Raw genomic sequence first — 24,713 nt, forward strand, 5'->3', positions numbered from 1 at the left:
TATACATTGCACAGTAGACAATTACCTGACTGTATATATTTATTACATACTCCGTCCCCGTCTTTTCTTTTTCACCAGCCGAAGTTTCTCTTCCTGCTCTTTCTGCCGGACAAAGCTTTCATTTTCATAATCAGTCCCGTGTTGTTCAAACAGTCCGACACCTACATTAAAGCTATCGTCGCCAACGGGTGGCTGAACTCCGGAGGATTCAGTAAATCGGTTGGAGCGATCCGTTTGTTGGAAGATTTGCTTTTCTGCCGTGGGTTCCATGTTTCTCGTGGGAGAATCTTGGAACAGGTCGTTAAAGACATTTGCCGAAAATTCTTTGCCTAAGCGTGAACCGTTGAGGATGGTTCGATTTTGATAGTCGATAAAAGTCGCTCCATATATCCGTCCCTGTTCATTCTGCCGGAACACACAACCTATGCCTGACTGCAATAACGACTGTTTAAAATCGTCCATACTACGGTTATGCTTCATGGATTCGGAGACTTTCTGTTTTAATCTGTCTTTTATATCCGTAGTATCAATTGCTATTTTCGACTTTTCAAAATGCTTTTGCAGTGCTTCCATATTGACCGATTTGCCGAATAACGATGATTTGAAGGGCTTGGAAACCTTTTCTCCATTCTCATCCAATACCGAATAAACCAATCCCCGATAAGGTTTTTCTTTATATTCACCCTTAACTTCCTCGACCGTTACATTAAACATTTCCAGCAAAGTGCGGTATTCTCCTAATGATTGGAAATTATAATTGGCTATTATGGACTTAGTGATATTGCCTACCTGATGCTTTAAATCACCTGCTTTATAGTCTATTTTCATTGTCGGAGCTTGGTCTTCCCGCTGTTCTTTCTTTGTAGGGATATGCAGCTTGTGTCTGAGTTCCAGCTCCCGACAGATAGCCATAGACCGCCTGTTTTCAAAGGTATCGGGTATTTTCCTGCCGTTCTCATCTATACGCAAGGATATAATATGGGCATGTGTCCTGTCAATGTCGGAATGTTTGACAACAATATAGGGTTGGCCACCATAGCCCATTTTTTCCATATACTCCCGACACAAAATAGATAGCTGTTCATCCGGTAGCCTGTCTTTGGGGTCGGGATTAATCGAGGCATGGAAGACAACATTCTTCGTCCGGCTATTCATAGCTAAATATGGATAAAACGAGTCCATGCAATCCCGAATGGAGAACTTCCCGTCAATCGAATCGAATATCTTTTGACTGTACAATACTCCGGCTGTATTATCATCCACTTTGATTTTGTTATACGCCAGTACCCCGAAAACCGATTTTCCCGAACTTATTTTGGCAACCATTTGATTAAATGAAGAAACAGCGTTCGACATAGCGAAGCGGAGTCAATTAAAAATGAAAAACTAAAAATTGGATATTTGTTCTCTGAGCTTGGTTACCATTTCTTCAAAATCTTTCATGGTTTGTATAAATTCAAGGGTTGATTTTTCCAAAACCTTCATCATCAAACGGGCTTTTTCTTCGCCTGAATTTCGATTCAGGACAGTAAAAAGCCGGTTGTAATTATTCTTTACTCCCCTGAATTGAGCGAAGAACTGACTTAATAACATTACAAAATCAATCGCCGTTTTATTGATTTCGATAACTTTTAGCTTGTGATTCAGTATCTTTTCCGCCAGGAATCCGGACATTGATTTCTTTCCCGACTGCCTGTACATAGCAAGCAATCGTTTGTTGTCAGCATCATTCAGGCGAAACATATGCCTGTAATTTTTCACATCTTCCTTTGTGGGGCGGCCCCGGCCCCGTTTTTTCTCATTTTCTTGTCTTTTGGGAGCTTGCTCCCCATTTTCAACATTCATGTTCATTGTAGTTTTTGGTTTCTAAAAGGTTCAACTTTGGCGAACCGTCCTCCGGCTCAGGCCGGAGCAAGTTGGCTTTTGGAGGACAGGAAAAGTATTTTTCTGTTGACAAAAGCACAACTTGCTATTGTCTATCGACAATAAAATCCGCCTGCATAGGCGGACATTGGCTGTAGCCGGGACGGTTACTCATTAAAATCGAGAATAGCATCCGAAACATTTCGGGTGTTTCCGTTGCCGGATAGCTGTTGTCAGATATTTCAGTATGCTTCCGGCATCTTCTTTTCACAAAGTTCGCCATTTATATTCGACTGTAAATCAACAAATACCCGGACATAGCCGGACAAAGGCTGCCACACGGTGCTGTAGTGATACAAGCTATACTTATTTGGTTTTTATTTGCAGGGGAATTGCAAAAAAGCAGTATTTCAATTGGGTAGATAAGCCTGTATTGAAATAACCAGAAAAGCCGATAAGAATAAATAAAAATATGAATAACCGATTAAACCCAATTACGCATGGATAAAGAAAAGAACAAGAGCAAAAATGACGGACAGGATATATCAACGGATGCCAGCTCAAAAGCAGGAGTGAAGATAAACCCCGGTGCTTTTATCCGCAATATCGCCATTGCAGGTAACAATACACGCTCATCTGCATATCTGCCTATAAGCGATGAAGCAAATAATATGGTGCCGGAGAATGATAATCCTATCCATGCAGAATCTGAAAATACAGGAGAGCCTAAAACAAAAGAACAACCTAAACGCCGGAAAGGACAGGCGACCGCTATCGACTATGAAAATATATTTCTTGCCCGTAATGAGTTGAGCAACCGGCAGGGCTTATATATCGACAAGGAAAATTATGAAGTTCTGCAAACCCTGGTTCGTGCTATCCGCTCCGAGCGACTAAGCGTCAGCGGTCTGGTAGACAATATTATCAAACACCATATTGAACTGTATGGCGATGAGATAAACCGCATTTTTGAAGAGAATATCAGAAAACCAATCAAATAAAAAAATAATAACCATCTAACAAAAACGATATGACAACAGACGAACGAATTATTGATTATACGAGAAACTTCCTGAACCGCAACGAACTGGAAAGCCGGCAGGGAATTTATATCGAAAAAGAAACCAATGAAACCATTAAGCAGATTGTCCACACTATCGGAGATGCCCGCCTGACGGTCAGCGGATTTATTGAGAATGTGTTACAACGTCATTTTGAAACCTATAAAGAAGAAATCAATACGTTGTATGTACTAAAAGCAAGAAAACCAATCAGATAAAATGGAAAATGAAAAATAAAGAATGAAGAATAAAATAATAACTAATTAAAAATTAAACGATTATGAATTCAACCCATCAGAACAAACAGCCTTTGTACATCTCAATCTGTACACAGAAAGGCGGAGCCGGTAAATCCGTGTTTACAACACTTGTGGCCAGTTTTTTACATTATGTAAAGAACTACAATGTCGCCGTTATCGATTGCGACTATCCGCAATGGAGCATTTACAAGATGCGCCAACGGGAGGCGGAGCAAACCGGGAGTAGTCCCTTCTATGGGAATAAGGCGGAAGTATTTTTCGCCAAACTGGGCAAACCGACCTATCCGATAGTTCCCGCACAGCCCGAAACGGGACTGATACAGGCAATGGAGTTCCTGTCGGCAGAAGAACAATCCTATGATGTTGTGTTGTTCGACCTTCCCGGGACAGTCAATAATGAAAATATCGTACAGACTTACTTTGCAATGGATTACCTGTTTGTCCCTATAACTACCTCCCGCATCAATATGGAAAGCACCCTGCCCTTTATCATATTGGTCAATGAAACCATGATAGTCAATCAGGGCAATGTGAAATTGAAAGGGCTCTATCCGTTCTGGAATAAAATCACCGGCAGGGAGAAAAAGGAACTATTCGACTATTACCAAAAAGCAATCATGGAACTGGGTATCCCCATTATGCAGACCCGTATCCCTAAAAGCGTGCGCTATGATAAGGAGCAATCTATCGAAGGAAATGACTACCTGTTCCTGTCCACCATATTCCCGCCGGATAAGCCCCTGTTGAAAGGAAGCAACCTGGATTTGCTGGTCGATGAAATAATCACGATTATATCCCAACCCGAATAACAAAAAACGATATAAAAAATGGAAAAATTTAAAATGGCGTTACTGGCTGTCGCCTGCCTGTTTATGGCAGGGCTGAACCTGTGGCTGGAATTTAAGGACTGGTTTGATAAGAATTATCAGAAAAAAAACAGCAGCAAACAATCTAATGAACAGGGAAAAGACAGGGATAAATTACCTAGTGTTATCGGTCAGTCGAAAACCGTTTTTTATAACAAAAAAGAACAAGAGCCGAAACAGGACAGAGCGGAAGAGAAAAAAACAGAAACAGAAGAAAATACGCCTGTCCACAGCATGGATTTGGAGAAAGAGAAAAATCCATTGTCGGGATATGAAGGGCCTGTCAGTTCGGAAGATGATATTATCCTGTATGCCGGTAATGACAGAACAGATGTTGTCCACGCTAAAGGTCAGTCTTTCACGGTAGATGAATTCGGGTTGCTGGCTAAAACCCTGCAAGGAAAACCTGTAACAAAAGATGAACAAATACAGGTCGCCGGTACTATACTCAAAGCACAGGGAACGGACTTATACAACCAATTTATAAAACAGGTTGACGGAGCGGAGAACCGTGCGGCAGCTATCCTGCGCAAAGCCAATGAAGTGGAAGAGAATGGAAACACATCTTCTGTAACCATACCTAATAACTTATCAAAATTTATACGCAGATGAATACTAAAAACAATCCAATTACTATGACCGGGAGCCAGTTTATAAAACTGAAATCATTGATTAAAAGCCTTCACACGTTTTTCCTGTCCGTAGACGGGAGCAAGCCGGAGACTAAGCTCTACTGGTCGGGTTCGAAATGCGATTTTGTAGAACTGGCTTACGGCCTACTGGAAGCCAAGTGTTTCAATGACGGGGAGATAGATATACAGGAGGCAATCAACTGCCTGAGTGAAATGCTCTCGTTTCCCGTGCCGGATTTTTACGATACATTCCGCTCGATACGCATGAGAACCAACAGCCGGACCCATTTCCTTAATGAGTTGAAAGACAAGTTAGACCAGCGGATGGAGGATATGGATAACGGTATTTTTAAGAAAAAGAGGAAATAATCATGGAGATAATAGCTATTGAAAAGAGAAGCTTCGAACAGATGAAGCTGCAATTCGAAGCTTTTACCCGGCAGGTGAAGGAACTGTGTAAAGACAATGAAACGGACGAAAAGTGGCTTGGTAACGAAGAAGTATGCAGGCTTTTACAGATTTCGAAACGAACCTTGCAGTACTACCGTGACACGGGTAAACTGCCTTTCTCGCAGATAAACTATAAATGTTATTACAAGGTACCGGATGTGGAAAAACTAATAAATGAATCAACAATCAAAAACGGATAAGAATATAAAAATGGAAATACTGGATAGGAAATCACCGGAAATCATGTTGTTCACCAAAACGCTGGACCAGCTGTTGGAAACCATAAGTAAAGCCTTTGAGAATTGTACCCCGAGCCTGAACGGAGAAAAATTCCTGACCAACAGGGATGTCGGCAAATTACTCGGATTAAGCCTACGCACTCTCCAGGACTGGCGGGATAAGGGAGTTATCGGCTATATACAGATTTCGGGGAAGATACTCTACCGCCAGTCGGATATACTTAAACTGCTGGAGGATGGATACCGGGACAGCACAGCCTGACAGGTCATTTGCCGTAAAAGTTATTCCATTCTGCGGGCTTGCAGCCCCTCCAAACGGCTGACAAGCCATAAGCGGAAATAACTTTTGTGCATTAATATAACTGTATAAATAGACGGCAGGTTATCACCGGGGATAGCCTGCCGTTAGTGTCCTATTTTAAACTATTCTTCTTCGGATTCGCTCTCCAGGAAGTTACGGACATATATTTCCAGTTGCTGTTGTTTAAAAGCAAACCAATCCTGACGATACGGGCTGGTCTCTACCAGAAACTTGAAATTGTGAAAAGGATGTCTTCCGTATATGGACATACTTAGAATATCTTTGAATATGTCACTCGCAGGAATAACATCTTCTATAAAGTCTTCCATGATTTTAAAAAATTCCCGGGCCCCCAAAGGCTCTATACGAATACAATGCTCCCACTGGTCGATTTTGTCATATACCTCCCGATAAATGTCGTCCGGCCCCCCGTTGCAATAAGTATCATAGGATTCGCACGGAACACTGCCGGTCTCAATCGTATCGACATTCAGGAAACAAATCATCCCCATGCCAATCTCTCCGGCTATGCTTTTTATTATTTCCTGCGGATAGTCCATTTGTCAGAGTAATTTCAGGTTTGTATTGACCGCATCCAAATTGAAAAGGTGGGCATCCCAGGTTTCCTCTTCATCGAGCCCCAGCCAGTCCCTGTACTCTACGGCAGCTTCACTGCCGGGAACCGTTGCAAATATATCTTTCATTTCTTCATATGCCCATACTCCGCCACAATCTTCCGGCGGACAGGCTCCTTTTCCCGACAGGCAAACCGCTTCCTTTTCATTCTTGAAGCCGATGGCTTCCAAAGTGATACTATGCAGCCAGCTATCCCCGAAATCATAGACATAAAAGAGTTTCTCTCCCGCTTTCTTAAAAACGGCGGACAATTCCATTTCTTCAGCATCTTTCAGTTGCGCAGCAAATCCCGGATCGAAAAAGTCATCTTCATACGGAATTCCTATCCTTAGATTACTTTGATACTCTTTATCTTTAAATTCAAAAAGATGAGTGTTATTCCAACCGAAAACAACCTGTATGACTCCATGAAACTGAAAGAAAGAGAAATCAGCGGGAACGCTTACCTTGCGCCATACGGGAGGCTTGGCTATGTCTTTGAGTTGGATTTTAAATTGAAATGCCATAGATAATGTGTTCATTATGGTTTGGTATTATCCTCCTAAGATAAAGGAAAATCAGGAGATTCATGTATTACATTATATAAATAAGACCAATAAAGCGAACCTTTTTCGATTCGCTTTACTGATTTTATAGATTTAACATATGGTTCAGTTCCATTCATGCCATTGCCGGGATATGGATACCGGTAAATCTATCAGCTTTGGACTAACCGAATGTTTTACAATCCATTTCCTTAATACCTGTGTATTTTCCGACTGCACATGGAAAGCAACAGCAATAATCATCTCCAATCCGTAATAGTCGGGGTAGATATTTAGACCCTCAACTGTGCCGGACAGGGTGTAATCGCCCGGAGCGACACCTGATTTCTCAATGGCCCGGATACACTTCTTTGCCTCCTGATAGTAAATACCCAACAGGCCTGCAATCTCATCTATGGTCATCCTGACTTTATCCGGAACGGTTACTGTACCTTCACCGGTTATGGTTATCAATTGGCTCTCGCCGATTTTCAATTCTCTTTTCATGGCTGTCCGGTTTGGATTGCATTATTTTGCATTGTTTTTCTTCGTCTTTCCCGTCCGATATTTTCCGCGATTTTTGTTGTATCGGGAACTTTCTTCGTTTTCTTATCCTTGGTCAGCCTGCGCGCCATCAGCCTGTCCATATCTTCGGATATCTTCTGTTCTGTGATTTGGGCATAGCCTTGCGTGGTGGAAATGTTCGCGTGCCCCATCATCTTGGCGATACTCTCAATGGAAAGCCCTGACGAAAGCGCCAGCGTCCCGAATGAATGGCGGCTCTGGTGGTACGAGAGGTTCTCTTTCAGTCCCATGGCAATGCCTATCTGGTTTATGTCATACCAGATCATATCCCGTACAGGCAGCGGGAATACCGGTTTGGCATCATCTGTGGTATTGTAAAGCATCAGTATCTGCTCCGCTACCGGATGCAGGGGTATAAATGCTTCCACCTTTGTCTTTACCCGTTGCTTGCGGATATAGAGCCGTCCTTCGGCTGTCCTGCCGATGTGGTGCGGATACAACCTGTGCATATCCACATAGGCCAGCCCTGTCAACGATGAAAAGATAAAAGCCCTGCGCACCAGTTCCAGGCGTGCATCCTGCATCGGGGTTTCCATGATACGCTTTAAGTCCTGCTTGCTGATATAGCGGTGTCTGGCGGGTTCTTTCTTCTCGTAGCGTACATCTTCGATAGGGTTGCTCCTTAATACTTCCCGGTCAATAGCTATGTAGATAAGCCTGTTGAGCCAGGTCAGGCACCGGTTGATATAGGATGATTTCCGGTTATACACTGTTTTCATATAGGTTTTAAAGGACCCGCCGAACTCTTCCGCTATATCCGTAAAGGCAATGTCTTCCATTCCCCTGCTTTGAAGGAACTCCAGAAGGTTCAGTTGTGCTAGGCGGGATTCCCGGTAAGTAGACCTTGAGTTTATCTCTATGGAACGTACCCTAAGGCGTTCCAGCTCTACTTTGCCTGCTTCAAGCAACATGGACGGAACAGAGTTTACCCCGGCGATTGTATTTTTAAGCAGCTCGCTGCTGACTACTCCCTGACATTTAAGGATATGTTCGTAAGTATGTTCTACACGTTCACGGAATGCTGTCAGGCGGTTATTCTCCCTTTCGGTCCTGATAATGCCTTTCCCGGCGTTCCAGTCGTCAGGGGAACAGTAGATACCTGTTGTAAGGACCGTTTGTTTGCCGTCGATACTGATCCGGCACAGGATAGCTGTCGTGCCGTTAGTCTTTACTTTATTACGGTTGATATAGAATAATGTTTTAAATGTACTGCGCATGTTTTTTAGAATTATAAGTTATAAATGAAAAATTATGAATTGCGAAGCAATCGGCGGAGCCAATTAAAAATGAACAAAAGACTCAAAAAGAATCAAGTGTTAATGATATTAAAGGACTAATTTCAGGTCTTTAGTAGCTTCTATCAGCTTGTCCATATCTTCGAATAGCTTCTTCGGAGTAACACGGGCATAGATTTGGGTGGTCTGGATATTGCCGTGCCCGAGCATCCGGCTGATCGTTTCTATGGGCACGCCCTCTTCGAGCGTAATCAGGCTGGCGAAGGAGTGCCGCCCTGAATGGTAGGTCATTGGCTCTTTTATACCGGCCATAACACGCAAGCCTTTCATATTGGCTTTTACCATTTCCGGCGACTGCCACGGAAATAACGTTTCCCTGTTTTCATCCCTGTATTTCTCAATCAGGGCGATAGCTTCGGGCAATAGTTTAACACGTGCCCGGTAGTCTGTTTTCTTTCTCGCATATTTGAGCCAGAGGCTGCCCGATTCATCTGTAAACAGGTTCTCTTTTGTTATGCGGACTACATCGGCGTAAGAAGTGCCCGTATAACAGGCAAAAAGAAATAAGTCCCGGGTGAAACGGGTGGAAGGGCATTTTCGGGGAATATCCAGGTCCCGTATTTTCTCGAAGCTCTCCCGGCTCAAGGCTTTGGGGGTGGTTTCTTTCTGTTTGGGAAGCTTGTAATGGGCGAAATGAAGTTTTTCGGAAACACCTTCTTTAAAGGCAATCTTACACATCTTTTTCAGGATAGCCAGGTAATGGCGGTAGGTATCCACTGAATACCCCAATTCTCCTGATACAAAATCCTGGTACTCCCGGATAAACTGTTCGTTCAGCTGTCCGAAAGCAAGGTCTTTTGTTTTGAACTTCTTTTTGATAAACTGACCCAGTGAACGGTGTGTATATTTATAGGTTGACAACGTGGTCGGGGCGACATCGATTCCGACACGGGCCCGAAGTCCTTCCATATACCGGGAAAGGAGGGCAAGCAGGGTCATTTGGGTATCCAGACTTCCCTGGAACAGGTCTTTGACAGAAGAGGCATCGAAGGGCTGTTTGCGCTCAACCAATGAATCGAATGCCGAGTGAACTGCTAATAACAATTTCTCGATTTTCTGGTTGACTTCGACCGCTTCCCGGCTTTTGCCGTCCAGGCGGCTCTCCCGTGGATTCCACAGGGAAGGAGTACAGGATAGTTTGCTGCTGAACTGAGCCATCGAACGGTTTACAGTTATTCGTCCCATAATCGGGGCTTTGCCCGACTTGTCGAGCCCGCTTTTTTTCAGGTAGAGCAAAACCTTGAATTTTTCTACTTTCATAACGCTTACTTTTTAGTGAACTTTGCCAAAGGCAAAGTTACGGGTTATATAAGCGTTCTTTGTTATGCAAAAGACTGTGAATCAGAGCAAAATACGCGGTGTAGACTTCTTTAATCTTCACCCTGTTACCTATATTCATTTCGGTAACAACCCGGCTAACGTTTTGGTAACCGAAATATCGCAATATTCTACATTATCCTGCTTTTTAACAATGCGGCAAATGTCGGCAATCCGATTCATTATAAACACGTTACAATTAAGCTGCTTTATTCTGTTTTTACTTGCTTGGGATGATTTTACTCACCTTGCGCGCCACACGTTCGCCACGACTACGACTCTGGCCAAAGGCGTTCCTATTGAGACGGTTAGCAAAATGCTTGGTCATACAAATATTTCAACCACTCAGATTTATGCCCGAATAACAAACTCTAAAATTAGCGAGGACATGAAAGTCTTGGCTAAAAAAATGAAGGGTGCAGAGAAAATGTATGAAGAGATAAATACAGTAAATCAATAAATTAAAATATCATGGAACTACAAGTTATTCAAAGCAAAATTTATCAGATTCGAGGCTTACGTGTAATCCTCGACAAAGATTTAGCAGAACTATACGAAGTAACCACTTCTAATCTGAATAAGGCGGTAAAGCGAAACCTTGACAGGTTTCCTTCCGATTTTATGTTTCAACTGAATAATGAAGAATTTGACTTGATATTCCAAAATGGAACATCAAGTTGGGGTGGTACTCGAAAATTGCCCTATGCCTTTACCGAACACGGTATAGCGATGCTTGCCGGATTGCTCAACAGTAAAAAAGCGATTGACATGAATATTCAGATAGTAAGAGCGTTTATCGCACTTCGTCAGTATGCTTTGGGTTATGCTGAACTCAATCAGAAGCTTGAAATGTTTATGATCGAAACCAATATGCAGTTCAGCGATATTTATCAGGCTCTTACGGAACTTGCTTCACAAAAGGAACAGGAAAACAAGCCCCGTAAGCGCATTGGTTTTAATGTTCAACAAGATGAAGAATAATATAATTATGGAACGGGGATATATCAAAATTAAAGAAAATGATGAAAATCAGCTAATTGTTGAAGCAAAACTCGTAAATTGCACCCTGTGGATGACAAAGCATGAGATAGCTGATTTATTCAACGTATTTGTTAGCTCGGTTGGTAATAACCTGCGGTCAATATTCAAATCAGGCTTATTGCGGGAAGAAAACGTTACGCAAATACACAAATACGAGAACAGCGGTCGTCAATGTGAAATGACTTTATACAATCTGGAAGCATTGATTTTTGTCAGTTATAGAATAGCTTCGTTTGAAGCGCAGGCGTTCAGGGAATGGGTAATGAAAGCATTAACCGAATATACCCGGACGAAACCGAAAAAAGAAGCAGATGTTTTGATTGTGTACAACCTATCATCAAAACTCCCTGCAATAACATTGAATTAATTCAAACTCTTATAAACAGAAATATAGTCATGAAAAATGTAATCTATCTATTAATTGCGGTTTTCTTGGTTTCCTGCGGTTCAAACTCATCAAAGAGTAATTACGAAAAAACCATTACCGACCACCTACTGAAAGGTAGTGACACAAAAGAAAATCTCAACTTCAAAATTGTTGAAATGAATGAGCATGGCACTGTTACGGTTGCCGACAGTATCGCTTATCTTACTGACGAGTTCAGGAAAGATAAAGAGCTTATAATAAAACGTGTCGAGTTGGCAAAGAAAATGAGTGAGACGCTATTGGCTAAAGTAAAAAAGCAGAGCGATATTGATAAGTACAATGCTGATATTTTGGGAATTAGCAACACTATTGATTCTCTTAAAAATCTCACTCCAGACAATCTGCGAGGATATGACAGCCAGAATGCCAATGATGTACTTGCCGTTATTGTCCGTTGTAAATACTCTCTTGTTCCTCCAGGCAGAACAGCCGTTGAAGAAACATTTGATTTCTATTTATCTCCTGACGGTAGTAAATGCTACGGTAAGAAAAAAGCCAAATAACATACATTGTTCAAATATAACGAAGTCTGTTTCTGAAACATGAAGCAGGCTTTTTTATGTTTATAGCTTTCTCTATCTCCGAGAAAGTGCTGCGTTCTATAATAACAAACGCAAAGTATTCGACCCAGTTCCTTTTTACTACACTTCTCTCCGGTATAATTTCTTCCTCATTAGCGAGTATCAAACCGGGTACTTATTGACCCCATGTTCAGGATACAAAGGTATTTCGGCTAATCCTGTCGCCAAATTATTGCCTGAAAAATCTTCCTCTTTCCCTACGGGCGAGCGTATTTATTCCCTCAAAATTTGTCTTCGGCGGATTCAGCCGACCTTTTCACGTATCCGAAACATAAGGTCAGTACACCGGCTCCGATACGGCATAAAAAAAAAGTCAGAAATTATGAGAAGTATAGTAAAAAATAGGAAACAAGGTAGTAACCTTCCAATTAGCATAAAATTGGTTGTGAAAATCGTTCTCGTGGCTTTGGGTTGCTCCGTGTGGGGAACAGGGTTTATTTGGGCTTTAGTGGGCTTGTATCTCTTTCTTCCTGTTATTCGGGGTATCCTCTCCTTCTTCGTGGGTTTAGGTGCTATAATCCTGTTTATTCTCATTCTTTTCTCGCTTTTATAATCCCTTAAAATTTAGAGTTATGAGCAAAGTATTTTTATTAGGAGCAAATAAGGAAATTGACAGAGCCAAACAAGAGGTAGAAGTCAATCAAATAATCCAAATGGAGGGTTATAGTTACGACAGGTATGTAGTCTATGAAATCCGTACAAATGACTGGGGGATTACTTACAAACTGATTAACCTGCGTACAAAGGAGTATCAAACAGCCGACATTATCAGACCATTGAAAGAAAAATTCGGTATCGGTTATTATTACGATAGTGAAAATCCTGAATTTATGGACAGCTTCGAGGTCGCAATGCTTCTTCAACAAGCACAACAACAGAAAAAAGCAGAGGAAGCCGAAGCCGAGCAGGAAAAAATCAGAGTAGAGCAGGTTAAGGAAATCGGACGTAAACGCTTTGCCGAGATATTTCCCGAAGATGCACAGGCGGTTATCGTAGCACGGTTAAGACAAAACGAAAGCGACAGCTATACTGACTACTACTCATACAGCACACAGCGGACGGTTATCATAGGCTTTTCCAAGCATAAAAGGGACTTGTTTTCCGAAATGCGTAAACACGCATCCAATTTTGAGGAAACTGCCTATTTAGCCGAGTTTAACGAGGATTATGAACACAGGGAAAAGTACAGCATGGGCGACGGTTATTACTTGGGAAAAAGCAAGTATAGCGGTTGGATAATTGAAAAAGAGCCTGTATATAACCGTGAACGCACGATAGAGGATTTTGCATACACCGCAGGGAACGAAGATAACATACATATCAGCAAGTCTGACACAACACCAAAGAATAGTAATCCCATAACAGAAACTAATAGCGGTTGCACATTGGTAGAATATTCAGCCAAAGCGGTAGCGGTATTCGGAGAAACGAGAGCCATAAAAGACGAACTCAAAGCAATGGGCGGACGCTTTAACAGTCGATTGACGTTCAATGGTAAGAAGTTGGCAGGTTGGATTTTTCCTAAATCACAAGAGCAACGTTTAGCCTATTATTTCGGATTGGATTAAGTAGTAACACGGGGCAGAGCCTTTCTGCCCCACAACACCCAAAAGTATGAAAGCATCAAATCATTTCAAAAATACAATTAAGGCATACTTAGATAAGAGAGCCGAAACAGATGTATTGTTCTCATTCCAATACAGCAAACCCGAAAAGAATATTGACGATTGTGTTATCTATATTCTCAATACTGTACAGAAAAGCGGTTGCAATGGTTTTGCAGACGATGAAATCTATTCAATGGCGGTACACTATTATGATGAAGATAATATCGAAATCGGTAAGCAAATAAACGCCCATGTAGTAGTAAATCATGTAGTAGAACTGACTGAAGAAGAAAAGGAACAGGCTCGCCGAGATGCTATACAAAAGGCACAGGACGAAGCATACAGGAAGATAACACAGCCTGTCAAAAAGAGCAAGAAAGTAGTATTAAATCCCCAACCATCTTTGTTTGATTTTTAAGCATTATCCTATGAAAGCGAAGAATAAATTCCAAAGACAAGTAGTAGAAGCGAGTAAAACCCTGCCGAAACTCACAAAAGAGCAAATTCAATGGGGTTATGAAAACGGTATCGACCATATCGGGCGCAGAACCGATAAGGGAGTGATAACCTGTACTAAATGCGGTCATTCGTGGCAAGGAGCAGGATATTTGGTTGCCACCCTAACGGAATGCAAATGCCCGAACTGTAACACCAAACTAACGGTAGAAACTACCAAGAAACGGACATTCAACACTCGTTACTACATGACGGTAGTAACCGCCCATGCAGGTTATCAAGTATTGCGTTCTGTAATGCTATTCTGTTCGGTAAAGGTCGGAGAAACGCCTAAATACGACTATTCAGAAGTTATGCAACGGTGGATTGCTCCCAACGGAAAGCATTGCACATTCGCAAAACTCCGTCAGACAATGGGTACTTGCTACTATGATGCGTGGATATTCCATACCGATTTGGAATTACGTAGCGAGAACAGCAACAACAAATATTACATAAATGTATATGATAAAATATTTACAGGCGTGGTTTACCCCCGAATGAAGCTAATTCCCGAACTAAAAAGGACAGGCTATAAAAAGGCTCTATACGGACAGAAACCGTTAGACCTATTCCGCACCTTGTTGACTGACAGCCGAGCCGAAACACTTATGAAAACAGGATACACCAAGCTATTAAAGCGTATCATGGACAGCGGTTGGAAGAATATCGACAAGTATTGGCAATCTGTCCGCATCTGCATCCGAAACGGTTACAAAATCAAAGATGCAACGATGTGGTGCGATTATATAGACAATCTCCGATTCTTCGGCAAAGACCTCCATAATGCTAAATATGTATGCCCGACAGACCTCAAAGCCGAGCATGACCGATATATGCTGAAGAAAGCCAAAGCCGATGCACAAGCGGAATTGAAAAAGCAACTTGAAAAAGAAGCCGAATTTAGAGCGATTAAAGCCAAGTTTTTCGGACTTATATTTTCCGATGGGCGTATCAGTGTCCGTGTACTTGAAAGCGTACAGGAGATAGTAGCAGAGGGACAGGCGATGCACCATTGCGTAGGTAGTTATTCGACCAAAGAAGACTCCCTTATTCTTTCAGCAACCATTGACGGCAAACGCATTGAAACTATAGAGGTATCTATTTCCAAACTGAAAGTAATCCAATGCAGGGGTTTATGCAACAAAAACACCGAACACCATAATCAGATACTTTCACTTGTAAATAACAATATGCCACTCATAGAACAACGATTGGCAGCATAACAATAATCGGGCGGAGCAATCCGCCCACAAAATTCAAATAGACATGAAAACAACAGAAGTAAACGATAGTATTATAGGCAAGCGTTGTAAGAGCATTTTTACAGGCTTAATGGTAACAGGCGTTATCGAAGAAATCAAGATAACCGAGTACACAGCAGAAGTTAAAGTGCGTTTTGATAACCCACATAGATGGGGTAATCATACCTATAAAAGCGATTGGAGTTCAGCACGCTTACACGATGAATTTGGCTCGTTGCATCACCTCGAAATCATTGATGACAAATATCAAACTATCGTGGTCGAGTTCAACAAAGAAATAGCCGAGATTGACCGAATGTTTACACAGAATTACAGCACTTGGGGAGCGGTAAACCTCAAAGAGTGGATAGACAACTACGAAAGTAGCCGTTTTACTCAATTTTCGAGAGATACGGCAATCATTACCTCCGAATACAATATGGAGAACATAATAGAGTGGCTTAAAAAACAGGATTATATTAAAGATTATCAACACATAACCAAGTAGTAATGGAAACAAACTCAATCAACAAGAACGGTTGCTCAGTATGCGAGCAAGGCAAAGAGAATTACACAACATTTATTGCAGGAGCATTCAGAGGTACGGAATATTACCAATACGACTACCGCCACACGGACGGAGAATTGTTCTCTACGGTTGCCAAATCATTGGAACAATGCCGAAAAGAGCGGGACGAATGGTTACTAAAAAAGAAAAAACTATAATTCAAAGAGTATGACAACAATAAAGGACATTGAAGGAAACAGAATTGAAGTTACCAACCTTAGAGCTGCTATACAACAATGTATTGAATGCTCCGACAGCCCCTACAAAATGGCTTCGGGGCATACAGTTGGCGAAAATCATCGGTATATGTTGGAGCAACTGAAGGAACTTCAAAAAAAGGAACAAGAGAAATGACAGGCGGGCGATTTTTCGCCCGTTACTTTTTCCATGAGCTGGAATATTAGCGGAAGAAAAAGTAACAAAAAGCCGATTAACAAACAATCCGAAACCTTTAATTGGCTTCGGATTGCTTTTTGTAATAGAAATTAGAATTATCAAAAACTAATTTGTATATTTATCGCCCTCTTAAACCGGAACGGATTGGCAACATAATAGTAGCAGTTGGTAGCACCACCCGTAGTAACCACTATAGAACCATAACTGAAGATACGCCCAGCAATACCTTGTACCACCTGAATACCCTCACATTTAGCAAGTACCAGTTCAACTGTCCTACGACTTATTACTCCCGTTTTAATAATAACTCGTTTGTTGGTTACGGCATAGACTGAACCAACTTTCACTAACACACGCTGTACGAGGGAAACCAATCCTAAGAACAGAAGTGTGATTCCTAAATAATGCGTTATTTTCATTTCATCAAAATAACACATAAACCCGATAGCCAATAGTATGGCAGGTTGCAGGAACAAGAATATATGTATCCGTGCCCTATACATTATTTCCTCTCCGTGCTGTAAATATGTGGTAAGAAATTTCATGCTGTTTTTTCGTTTATAATTTGTTTGCTCCATATTTCAATCAGGCAGTAGCACCACCCGGACGGATTCAGGAAACGTTTCCCTTTTCGGACTTCATAATGTAAATGGCTACCAGTTGCTACTCCCGTGTTTCCCACACAAGCAATTTGTGTAGCGACATTTACCGAATCCCCGATATTTACTACTGTCTTGCTCAGGTGTGCGTAAAATGAACGGAAATCTCCTGCGTGCTGAATCTCTATATAGTTCCCATACCCCGAACAATACCCCTTACGAACTACTATTCCGTTACCAGTAGCATATACGGGAGTGCCTTTCGTTTTGGGTATATCAATCCCTGTATGGAATTTCCGTATCTTATAGATAGGATGATAACGCATTCCGAAGCCTGAAGAAATCCGTAACGGCTTCTTAATCGGGAAAATTACAGGATAGTCGGATAGCTCTTCGATAGTCATTTGCATGGAATCGGCTATACGTTGAAATTCTTTTACCGAATAAGCCTGTTCCGTACATTTTGCTATTTCCGATTTTCTGTTTGGCTGTCCCCATGCAGTTAAATGAAGCAACGCAATGAAGAACGTTATTATATATTTCATAATCAATCTGTAAATACAGTAAGTACCCGAATTACTCCGGGTACTTTACTTATTCAACTTCTCTTATTCCTCGTCTTCTATATCTTCGTCATCCCCTTTGTCATTCTGCCAACTAAAGTTTTTTTGTGCTACCTGACCGAAGTTATCTTCGATATATACATCAATCACCTGTTGGTCGGTACAATGAGAAGTATAATAAAGCCTGAACGTTTCCTTTTTCAAAGGATAAAGGTCGTTAGGCAATAATACACGGCCATCATCCAGTCTTAGTTCGCCTTTTCCGTCTGTTTGGAAATACCTGATGAAGAATTTTGCTTGGTCGTAGTCGCCTTCTTTTACCAGTTGGCAGCGAATTTCCGCACTTTCGCCCTGAACGATTTTTTTCTGGACGGGCATAGTAACAAGATCAAATGAATAAACCTGCTGAACATCCAAATTGTCACTACAGGCACAGACTATTGCCGATAGCAATAGCGTGTATAAGAAATACAGTGAAAGCCGAGTGCAATTAAGCTTGCTTAAAATTGCCGAGGCGCATCCTGTATTATGCAAATATGCTAATGTCTTTTTCATTGTAGTCATATATTAATTGATTATAAACTTTAACCCCACTCCGAACTGTGTATGGAAATGCCCCGTGGATGTCCCCCACAATACCCGCTCACGGGCAGTCAAAAGAAATACAACACGGTCGCTCAGGTAGGTTTCCATTTCCAACGTAATCGCACCGCCATAAATAAAGCTGTCTTTATCCCGAAGCGTGGAACCGTCAAAGAGCGTTTTTTCTCCCCAGTTGCTTGTTTCATATCCGGCGAGTGCAGATCCGCCCAAAGAGAAAAGAACTACCTTATTACGGTCAGAAAGAAATTTCAGGTAATAACCGCCCTCTGCCGTGAACTGGCTGACAGGTATCCTGTCTTCCTTATAGGGGTAGTATCTATTCAGGAACTCTGCACCAAATACCCACTTATTGGCATGTTTGGTATAGGTGGCCATAGATAACCCGAAATAATATCCCAGTTCGTTTTTATTATCTGACGAATGAAATCCGTCCACCATTCCGCCAGTTACCTGTATGCCTTGCATACCGGGTAAACAACGCTGTGCGTGGGCTTGGTCTGCAAAGACCAGGCACAACACAAACGTTAGTACATAAAATAGCCGTTTGGATAAAATTCTCCCGTTCGGCAGAATACAAAACAAGTTTTGCTTCTGCTCTCTCTTAATCGAATTTTTCATGGTTATTTAACTTTCAATTCGTTAATTACTTTGGCTCTCACGAGGTCGGCATTTTCAACTACGAACGACTGATGCCGTCCGCCCTCTTTTTCGTTCAGTTCAATAATCAGATGCTTATCATCCGGAATCGTGAATTTCGGCAAGGTAAACACCACCCGTTCCGTTCTCTTACCCCCTATCAATGTCAGGTTATTGTGTGCCCTCAATGGAAGGATTACCTGTTCCTGAATAGCGGTACGCTTGGCTACTTTCTTATCAACTATTTTGAAAGTAATGTAATCCACATCAAAGGGCACATTGGAAGAATTTTTGAGTTGCATGTGGAAATAAAGCAAGCCATTGTGCGTGTAAATTCCTTTGAGTGTGTACTGAATACCGAAGCGCTTAGAGCCGATATGCTTTATTTCCCGATTGTCGTTTTTGTAAATAGACTTCATTATCAGCTTAACCAGTAACGGCGATTCGCTTCCCAGCTCCCTCATGTAAATCTCCATTGCGTTGTTTGGTCGGTTTACCGCTTCCCCATCGTGGATAAAGTCGGTCATTTCGACACTCAATTTTACAGGCTCATCGGCATATTTTACATTAAAAGTATAGTATGCACCATCTTCAGTAATAACCGCCAGATTGCTTTCACGGGAGAAATCCCGAAGCGCAGCTTTCACACGGAGAACGTTTTCCGCACCGTCTGCTTTGGCTGCCAACAGGTCGGCAGAACCTAAATCTACATAGCGGATTGCAGACGGGAAAATAATATGTACCGTTTTGCTGAAAGTAACTTCCAGTGCATACGGAGGTATCATCCGGTTAAAGGTCAGCGGTCGTGTCAGACCTTCAAAATAATCGCCCGTAGAAGGCGAAGAAATTTTTACTGTTTCTTGTTTTACGGCACTCTGTGTTTCTAACTCTTGTGCATTGGCGGTAAATACACATACGGATACCGCAATCATTAAAAGAAATCGTTTCATACGAAAATTGTTTTAATTGTTAATTACTATTGGATTTTTTTAGTGGCGGGCTTTCGCCCTGATTGTTTTACTTATGCTTTCGGGAGTAACAAAACTTTGTAACCTGCTTTCAGGGTAACTTTTACCTCACGCATTTTCTTACTGAAGAATTGTGATGTTCCTTGAATCAGGCTTCTCCCCAAATCGGCAGCAAGCTGTGAACCCGCATCGTCCGTAATGGTAATACTACTACCCATCGACGTACCCATATTAGCTGCAATCTCTTTCATTGCGGTTATTTCGTCCGAGTTCGGAACAGAAATCCCCTGCATACCGTCCATGTCGTACACTTCCATTTCAACGGGTATCACATTATCCGCATATTGGATTGAAGTAATCGTAATGTGCAGGCGTTCCCCGCCAATCTTTGCACTTCCTGTAAGAATGGTATTGGCAGGAATCAGCATATTTCCGGCTCGCATGGGTTCTAATAAACGTAGTTGCAATTCTTTTCCATTGGAAAGAGTAATAGTCTGATATACCGAAGCCCTGATGCTGTTTTTATCCGTTACCGCTTCGTTTCCGGCAGCCGTGATAAATCCCATGTTTCGGGGTTTACCGTATTGCTCCAAAAACTCATCATTCTCCATCGGAGCAGCCAAAAGCGAAACAACACTTTGATGTACTTGTGAAACAGGCTTCGGAACAACCTTCTCCCGTATATCGGTTACCGGTGCTGTTTGCGCCTGTTCCTGCGTATTGGGCATATACTTGGCTGCAATCGCATAGGATTTTTCGATAAGTTCCAACTGTTGGTCGGCAGCCGATTTTTCAGCCAGTTGCTTTTCCAATTCCTGAATGCGGGATTCCATTTCTGTCTGCGCTTGGTCATCTACCTTTGTTGCTGGCTGTTCGTACCAGTCATTCAACTGTCGGTTTACATCCTGATAGGCGTGAGCCGACGATTGGATTCCCGTTTGTGGAGTGCGATTATTACTTGGCACTTCCTGATTGTCGGACGGGATAGAAGTATTTACTTCCTGTGCCTTACGGTTTTCTTCCTCTCCGAGCATAAAAGCGAAGTCCTGTAAATTCCGCATTTTCTCGTTTTGCTTGTTTTGCATGGCTTCTTGCTCATAGGCAGTCCGTTTATCCCCTACGATTGCTTCATCTTTAGGAATAGGCAGTTCGGAGTTGAAGCCGTCGGGTTGCTGTTCGTCCTTATCGCCCGAAGGTGCAAAGATGAGCCACATTGACCCGATGAACAGCAAAACGAACAAGGGATAGACAAGCATCTTTTTCCGCTTCTGAATCTCTTGCGGAGTAAGTTCCTTTTTGGGCTTTCCCTCTTTCTTTTTTTCTGTAACGTCCGGTTTCGGTTCGTTACCTTCATTTGCATTACTCATAATCAAATCTGTTTATTTGGTTTATACTATCCGCTTTTTGCGTATGCTCCAGTTCCAAGCGTTTGATATGTTCTATCTGCATCTCCTGACCGCTTTTCTTTCCCATATTATATATGGAAGAAACCGTCATGTAAATTGAACCGGCACCAAAAACAAAAAGCATTACAAGGATTATGATAATCCGTCCGTCGGGCGTTATCTGTCCCAACAATGACCGCAGACCATCTTCCATCCAGTCCCTTACGGCTGTGAGTTTCTTCTTTATCATAGCTTATCGGTCTATTGTTCGTAAATCCCTGTTTTCGATTATTTCAAAGCGTTCCATGATAAACCCGTGCGGATTATTATCGCTCCGGACAGAGTTTCTAAGGTCGCAACGTGTAACCAAACTACGTTCGGTTACGTTGCTTGCCCTGATTATCATTTGCTTTGCATACACAGTAGTTTTATAAGGATAAGCATCGAGGTTGCAGGCTACGGAATCAATCTGAATAATCTGATTAATATTCCCCGATATAATTCGGTTGTAGTAGCCTTTCTCTTGCATGTCCTGATAATATTTGAATGCACTTTTATCGACAAGGAACAATGCCCTGTTGATATTCGATTCAATGGCGCTTTTATCGGGGGATAACGTGAAAAACAGTTCATGGAACCGTTTCACATGCTCACGGGCTTCCACAGGACGGTTTTGTGATAAGTCCTGCGAGAGAGCCAACATAAGCGATTTCCCTTCGTCCAATACATAGATTTTCTGCCGTTGTGCTTCAGCAAAGCTGAATGAGTTCCAGACTGCATATCCGGTAATCCCGGCACACAATACGACAAACACAATGGCGATAATCCTTATTTGCTTGAAACTTGTTTCAATATTTTTTAAACTTTTGAACTCCATTATTTTTTTGATTAATTGTTAATTGCCTGCGGCGGCTCGCCGCTTACTTACCAAGCAAGCGACCTCCGACATTACCTGCTACCGATCCGGCAACACCTCCGGCAATACCGCCCGCTTTACTTGCTGTTTTATTTACCGCTCCGGTATATCCACCCATTCCTCCAGCTTGTATTACCCAACCTGCTACTGTCGGAATTGTGAAATATCCGATAATGCCGATTATCAGGAATACGATATACACTCCGTTTGAACCGTCGGGTATATAATTCGGATCTTGCAGCAGTGCGATATCCTGTTGAAGCATTAATACCTGTATCCGTGCAAGAACAGAAGAAAAAATATCGGAAATAGGCAGCCACAGATAGACACTGATATAGCGTGCAAGCCACTGGGTCAGCGTTGCCTGAAATCCGTCATAAATGGAAAAGGCAAACGCAATAGGCCCCAGTATAGCCAGCACAACTAAAAAGAAGGTTCGTATCGTGTCTATTACCAATGCGGAAGCATTGAACAGCAACTCAAAGAAATCCCTGATTACTTCCCGGAACCATGCTTTAATATCATACCAAAGCCTTTCGCCCCACATACAAATTATTTCGGGCGTGTCGGTAATACCGAGGTCTTTCATTTTTTGGTCGTACACTTCGTCATCAACGAGCCATGCTTTGCCCTCGCGCACCCGTGCTTCGTATTCCAATTGGTCTTTTTGTTGCTGATAGGCTTTCAAATCAAGTGTCTGGGATTCCAGAATGCCGTTTGTTCCTTTAACAATGGGACTCATAACCGCATTGATAGTTCCTAAAACTATCGTTGGAAAAAATATGATACACAGACCGATTGCAAACGGGCGAAGAAGCGGAAACACGTCGATAGGTTCTGCACGGCTCAATGCTTGCCATACCCTGTAAGCCACATAGAACAAAGCTCCCAGTCCTGCCAACCCCTTTGCAACCCCAATCATGTTGCTGCAAAGAGGTATCATATCTTGGTACAGATTCGCAAGAATCTGATGTAGGTTATCAAAATTCATAACTGATTGTTTTAATTTTGATTACCAATACCTTTCGGCTGGACTGCCATAAAGAGATAATACCCTGTCCGTATCGTTCTTTTCTTTGGCACGGATATACGAAACCGATATACTCTTTTGAGTGTAATACTTGGTCAGGTTACGATATTCCAACATTTTGTTGTAAATCTGGTCTATCGCATCCATTCTCTCCTTATCGGACAAAGAAAGCCCGTTGCTTCCGGTAACGACGTTTTTCAAATCCGTTACCAGTGCGCCCCCTTCTTCCAACAGTTTGGTGTAACCTGTCGAGATTGCCGCCAGTTCATTCGGTGTAAAATTGGGATCACCTACCATTTTATTAAATCCGGTAACATAGATATTGGTAATCTCGCTGACCATTTCGATAGTCTTTTTTACTTTTCGGGCATCTTTAACCAAATTGTGAACAGACTTCAGGGCATCGTAATACTCTTTCCCTTGTTTGTAGATTTTGATACTCTCATTCAGGTTGTTTATCATATTGGATGCCGTCGAAGTACCCTGTATTGCACTGATGATATTCTGCACCAGATTGGTTGGGTCAGAAACTACCCATTGTGCTTTCGCCTGAAAAGAAAACATAGAAAGTGCCACTACAAGGCACATAAATATTCGTTTCATACTTTTTACTTTTTAATGATTATTGATTTTGTGTACTTTAATCGTACACTCTTTTGTATTCGCCTTCGGTAGTGAGCAGAAGCATATCCCGCTCACTATCGTAGGCAATGCGTATCATACCGTAGAAATTGAAAAAGGTATATCCCCAACATTGGATGAGTGGGACGGTAAACGCCGTATCGTGTTTGTAAATAAACTGCAACCGGAATCGACTACCGTCATGGTATATCCTAATAGTTGGAGAACCGCAAAGGCTTTCCCATGTCCCACATATATCACGAAGTGGAAAAGAGATTTGTATTTGCAGTGCCGTAGCCGGCTTATCACTTTTTCTTTTCATGGCGTTACTCCTGTCGTTTGCTCTCGGCAATCTGCTTAATCGCCAGTTCCATATTACCATCCAGTTTTTCGGCAAGCTGCATCACTTCCAGTTTTTCGGATTCTTCCGTTGTGTATGTGTAATACTCTTCCAAACTAACTTCTGTGGCATAGACCGCCGATTGAACACCACCCAGACCGAACCACACTTCCTTGTATTTACGACTGGGAACATTAGACATATTGATAGAGAGTACCTGCGACTTTTCTTTTTCGGTCAGTCCGAGCAACGCCTGAATACTGTCGAACTTGTTCATGTATTTGCGTTGGTCTAACAGGATTTTGCAGTCGGAGTTATTGATAATACTCTCTTTTACGATGGGAGAAGCGATAATATCGTCCACTTCCTGCGTAACGACAATAGCTTCGCCGAAGAACTTACGAACAGTCTTAAAGAGATACTTAATATACTCAGCCATACCCTCTTTCGCAATCGCTTTCCATGCTTCTTCAATCAATATCATCTTACGGATACCCTGCAAACGGCGCATCTTGTTTATGAAAACTTCCATGATAATGATTGTAACCACAGGAAACAGGATTTTATGGTGTAGGCTAAGCACCCAGCGCCGTATCATATTGCTATGGTCGGTTTCCAAGCACTCGCCTCCGAACCGGACGTACACCTTCCAGCGTATCCGGCT

Annotated in this window: 35 protein-coding genes and 1 pseudogene; 17 read left to right on the forward strand and 19 right to left on the reverse strand. The window is 42.1% G+C overall.

Annotated features, from left to right (window positions below; genetic code table 11):
* Positions 1-42: 42 nt before the first annotated feature.
* Positions 43-1,326 carry a conjugal transfer protein MobB gene (gene mobB / locus D0T84_RS00535; protein WP_163304820.1) on the reverse strand — a complete coding sequence of 428 codons (1,284 nt, stop codon included), beginning with the start codon at positions 1,324-1,326 and terminating at the stop codon, positions 43-45.
* A 60-nt stretch (positions 1,327-1,386) separates the two neighbouring features.
* Complete coding sequence (locus tag D0T84_RS00540) at positions 1,387-1,845, reverse strand: hypothetical protein (protein WP_163304822.1); 459 nt, start codon at positions 1,843-1,845, stop codon at positions 1,387-1,389.
* Positions 1,846-2,363: 518 nt separating this feature from the next.
* Here D0T84_RS00540 and D0T84_RS00545 point away from each other — a divergent pair.
* The 7 genes from D0T84_RS00545 to D0T84_RS00575 all read left to right on the forward strand — a co-directional run bounded on the left by D0T84_RS00545 (position 2,364) and on the right by D0T84_RS00575 (position 5,633).
* Positions 2,364-2,864 carry a DUF3408 domain-containing protein gene (locus D0T84_RS00545; protein WP_163304824.1) on the forward strand — a complete coding sequence of 167 codons (501 nt, stop codon included), beginning with the start codon at positions 2,364-2,366 and terminating at the stop codon, positions 2,862-2,864.
* A 29-nt stretch (positions 2,865-2,893) separates the two neighbouring features.
* Entirely contained in the window at positions 2,894-3,142 is a 249-nt protein-coding gene (locus D0T84_RS00550) for a DUF3408 domain-containing protein (RefSeq protein WP_163304826.1), read from the forward strand.
* Between the two features lie 62 nt (positions 3,143-3,204).
* On the forward strand, positions 3,205-3,993 hold the full coding sequence (locus tag D0T84_RS00555; protein WP_163304827.1) for a ParA family protein: 789 nt from the start codon (positions 3,205-3,207) through the stop codon (positions 3,991-3,993).
* A gap of 18 nt (positions 3,994-4,011) precedes the next feature.
* The gene (locus D0T84_RS00560) at positions 4,012-4,662 is read left to right on the forward strand and encodes a hypothetical protein (RefSeq protein ID WP_163304829.1); all 651 of its coding nucleotides are present in this window, start codon (positions 4,012-4,014) and stop codon (positions 4,660-4,662) included.
* On the forward strand, positions 4,659-5,051 hold the full coding sequence (locus tag D0T84_RS00565) for an RteC domain-containing protein (protein WP_163304831.1): 393 nt from the start codon (positions 4,659-4,661) through the stop codon (positions 5,049-5,051). The genes D0T84_RS00560 and D0T84_RS00565 overlap by 4 nt, the downstream gene beginning before the upstream one ends.
* Positions 5,052-5,053: 2 nt before the next feature.
* Complete coding sequence (locus D0T84_RS00570) at positions 5,054-5,332, forward strand: helix-turn-helix domain-containing protein (protein WP_163304833.1); 279 nt, start codon at positions 5,054-5,056, stop codon at positions 5,330-5,332.
* Entirely contained in the window at positions 5,307-5,633 is a 327-nt protein-coding gene (locus D0T84_RS00575; protein WP_370525379.1) for a helix-turn-helix domain-containing protein, read from the forward strand. Before D0T84_RS00570 ends, D0T84_RS00575 begins: the two co-directional genes overlap by 26 nt.
* Before the next feature lie 161 nt (positions 5,634-5,794).
* Here D0T84_RS00575 and D0T84_RS00580 read toward each other — a convergent pair whose 3' ends face one another.
* The 5 genes from D0T84_RS00580 to D0T84_RS00600 form a co-directional block, all read right to left on the reverse strand.
* Complete coding sequence (locus tag D0T84_RS00580; RefSeq protein ID WP_163304835.1) at positions 5,795-6,232, reverse strand: UPF0158 family protein; 438 nt, start codon at positions 6,230-6,232, stop codon at positions 5,795-5,797.
* 3 nt (positions 6,233-6,235) lie between these two features.
* Positions 6,236-6,814: a plasmid pRiA4b ORF-3 family protein gene (locus tag D0T84_RS00585; protein WP_163304837.1), complete on the reverse strand. Its 579-nt coding sequence runs from the start codon at positions 6,812-6,814 to the stop codon at positions 6,236-6,238.
* Between the two features lie 144 nt (positions 6,815-6,958).
* Entirely contained in the window at positions 6,959-7,339 is a 381-nt protein-coding gene (locus D0T84_RS00590; protein ID WP_163304839.1) for a virulence RhuM family protein, read from the reverse strand.
* A complete protein-coding gene (locus D0T84_RS00595) occupies positions 7,336-8,634 on the reverse strand; it encodes a site-specific integrase (protein ID WP_163304841.1) in 1,299 nt (432 codons plus the stop codon). The genes D0T84_RS00590 and D0T84_RS00595 overlap by 4 nt, the downstream gene beginning before the upstream one ends.
* 108 nt (positions 8,635-8,742) lie before the next feature.
* The gene (locus D0T84_RS00600; protein ID WP_163304843.1) at positions 8,743-9,972 is read right to left on the reverse strand and encodes a site-specific integrase; all 1,230 of its coding nucleotides are present in this window, start codon (positions 9,970-9,972) and stop codon (positions 8,743-8,745) included.
* Positions 9,973-10,273: 301 nt separating this feature from the next.
* Between D0T84_RS00600 and D0T84_RS00605 the strand changes: the two are divergent.
* The 10 genes and pseudogenes from D0T84_RS00605 to D0T84_RS00650 form a co-directional block, all read left to right on the forward strand.
* Positions 10,274-10,489: pseudogene (locus tag D0T84_RS00605) on the forward strand (tyrosine-type recombinase/integrase); the annotation flags it as partial.
* 11 nt (positions 10,490-10,500) lie between these two features.
* Positions 10,501-11,010, forward strand: a complete 510-nt coding sequence (locus D0T84_RS00610; RefSeq protein ID WP_163304845.1) for an ORF6N domain-containing protein — start codon at positions 10,501-10,503, stop codon at positions 11,008-11,010.
* The gene (locus D0T84_RS00615) at positions 11,000-11,437 is read left to right on the forward strand and encodes a hypothetical protein (protein ID WP_255495097.1); all 438 of its coding nucleotides are present in this window, start codon (positions 11,000-11,002) and stop codon (positions 11,435-11,437) included. Before D0T84_RS00610 ends, D0T84_RS00615 begins: the two co-directional genes overlap by 11 nt.
* 29 nt (positions 11,438-11,466) lie before the next feature.
* Entirely contained in the window at positions 11,467-12,000 is a 534-nt protein-coding gene (locus D0T84_RS00620; RefSeq protein WP_163304847.1) for a hypothetical protein, read from the forward strand.
* Between the two features lie 650 nt (positions 12,001-12,650).
* Positions 12,651-13,646 (forward strand): fusion protein, encoded by a 996-nt coding sequence (locus tag D0T84_RS00625; RefSeq protein WP_163304849.1) that lies wholly within the window; start codon positions 12,651-12,653, stop codon positions 13,644-13,646.
* A 46-nt stretch (positions 13,647-13,692) separates the two neighbouring features.
* Complete coding sequence (locus D0T84_RS00630; RefSeq protein WP_163304851.1) at positions 13,693-14,103, forward strand: PcfK-like family protein; 411 nt, start codon at positions 13,693-13,695, stop codon at positions 14,101-14,103.
* Between the two features lie 10 nt (positions 14,104-14,113).
* Positions 14,114-15,406 (forward strand): PcfJ domain-containing protein, encoded by a 1,293-nt coding sequence (locus tag D0T84_RS00635; protein ID WP_163304853.1) that lies wholly within the window; start codon positions 14,114-14,116, stop codon positions 15,404-15,406.
* A gap of 43 nt (positions 15,407-15,449) precedes the next feature.
* Positions 15,450-15,932 carry a hypothetical protein gene (locus D0T84_RS00640; protein WP_163304855.1) on the forward strand — a complete coding sequence of 161 codons (483 nt, stop codon included), beginning with the start codon at positions 15,450-15,452 and terminating at the stop codon, positions 15,930-15,932.
* Positions 15,933-15,934: 2 nt separating this feature from the next.
* Positions 15,935-16,150 (forward strand): DUF3873 family protein, encoded by a 216-nt coding sequence (locus D0T84_RS00645; RefSeq protein ID WP_163304857.1) that lies wholly within the window; start codon positions 15,935-15,937, stop codon positions 16,148-16,150.
* A gap of 10 nt (positions 16,151-16,160) precedes the next feature.
* On the forward strand, positions 16,161-16,346 hold the full coding sequence (locus D0T84_RS00650) for an NADH-quinone oxidoreductase subunit F (protein WP_163304859.1): 186 nt from the start codon (positions 16,161-16,163) through the stop codon (positions 16,344-16,346).
* A 140-nt stretch (positions 16,347-16,486) separates the two neighbouring features.
* Here the strand turns inward: D0T84_RS00650 and D0T84_RS00655 are convergent, their stop codons facing one another.
* From D0T84_RS00655 to D0T84_RS00710, 12 genes are all read right to left on the reverse strand, one after another.
* Positions 16,487-16,933, reverse strand: coding sequence for a PH domain-containing protein (locus D0T84_RS00655; RefSeq protein ID WP_163304861.1), 447 nt, complete (start codon positions 16,931-16,933; stop codon positions 16,487-16,489).
* Positions 16,930-17,532 (reverse strand): M23 family metallopeptidase, encoded by a 603-nt coding sequence (locus D0T84_RS00660; protein WP_163304863.1) that lies wholly within the window; start codon positions 17,530-17,532, stop codon positions 16,930-16,932. The genes D0T84_RS00655 and D0T84_RS00660 overlap by 4 nt, the downstream gene beginning before the upstream one ends.
* 63 nt (positions 17,533-17,595) lie before the next feature.
* The gene (locus D0T84_RS00665; RefSeq protein WP_163304865.1) at positions 17,596-18,105 is read right to left on the reverse strand and encodes a DUF3872 domain-containing protein; all 510 of its coding nucleotides are present in this window, start codon (positions 18,103-18,105) and stop codon (positions 17,596-17,598) included.
* A 12-nt stretch (positions 18,106-18,117) separates the two neighbouring features.
* The gene (locus tag D0T84_RS00670; protein ID WP_255495098.1) at positions 18,118-18,771 is read right to left on the reverse strand and encodes a conjugal transfer protein TraO; all 654 of its coding nucleotides are present in this window, start codon (positions 18,769-18,771) and stop codon (positions 18,118-18,120) included.
* Positions 18,772-18,773: 2 nt separating this feature from the next.
* Positions 18,774-19,739, reverse strand: coding sequence for a conjugative transposon protein TraN (gene traN, locus D0T84_RS00675; RefSeq protein WP_163304868.1), 966 nt, complete (start codon positions 19,737-19,739; stop codon positions 18,774-18,776).
* 71 nt (positions 19,740-19,810) lie between these two features.
* Complete coding sequence (gene traM / locus D0T84_RS00680) at positions 19,811-21,124, reverse strand: conjugative transposon protein TraM (RefSeq protein ID WP_163304870.1); 1,314 nt, start codon at positions 21,122-21,124, stop codon at positions 19,811-19,813.
* Positions 21,117-21,392, reverse strand: coding sequence for a TraL conjugative transposon family protein (locus D0T84_RS00685; RefSeq protein ID WP_163177588.1), 276 nt, complete (start codon positions 21,390-21,392; stop codon positions 21,117-21,119). Before D0T84_RS00685 ends, traM begins: the two co-directional genes overlap by 8 nt.
* Before the next feature lie 3 nt (positions 21,393-21,395).
* On the reverse strand, positions 21,396-22,019 hold the full coding sequence (gene traK, locus D0T84_RS00690) for a conjugative transposon protein TraK (protein ID WP_163304872.1): 624 nt from the start codon (positions 22,017-22,019) through the stop codon (positions 21,396-21,398).
* A 43-nt stretch (positions 22,020-22,062) separates the two neighbouring features.
* A complete protein-coding gene (gene traJ, locus D0T84_RS00695) occupies positions 22,063-23,049 on the reverse strand; it encodes a conjugative transposon protein TraJ (RefSeq protein WP_163304874.1) in 987 nt (328 codons plus the stop codon).
* Positions 23,050-23,070: 21 nt separating this feature from the next.
* On the reverse strand, positions 23,071-23,691 hold the full coding sequence (locus D0T84_RS00700) for a DUF4141 domain-containing protein (protein ID WP_163304876.1): 621 nt from the start codon (positions 23,689-23,691) through the stop codon (positions 23,071-23,073).
* 37 nt (positions 23,692-23,728) lie between these two features.
* Positions 23,729-24,031, reverse strand: coding sequence for a DUF3876 domain-containing protein (locus D0T84_RS00705; protein WP_163304878.1), 303 nt, complete (start codon positions 24,029-24,031; stop codon positions 23,729-23,731).
* Between the two features lie 4 nt (positions 24,032-24,035).
* The coding region (locus tag D0T84_RS00710) for a TraG family conjugative transposon ATPase (RefSeq protein ID WP_255495100.1) at positions 24,036-24,713 on the reverse strand (678 nt) is incomplete at its 5' end.

The organism is Dysgonomonas sp. 521, from assembly GCF_010501055.1.
In the GTDB taxonomy this organism is placed as follows: Bacteria; Bacteroidota; Bacteroidia; order Bacteroidales; family Dysgonomonadaceae; genus Dysgonomonas.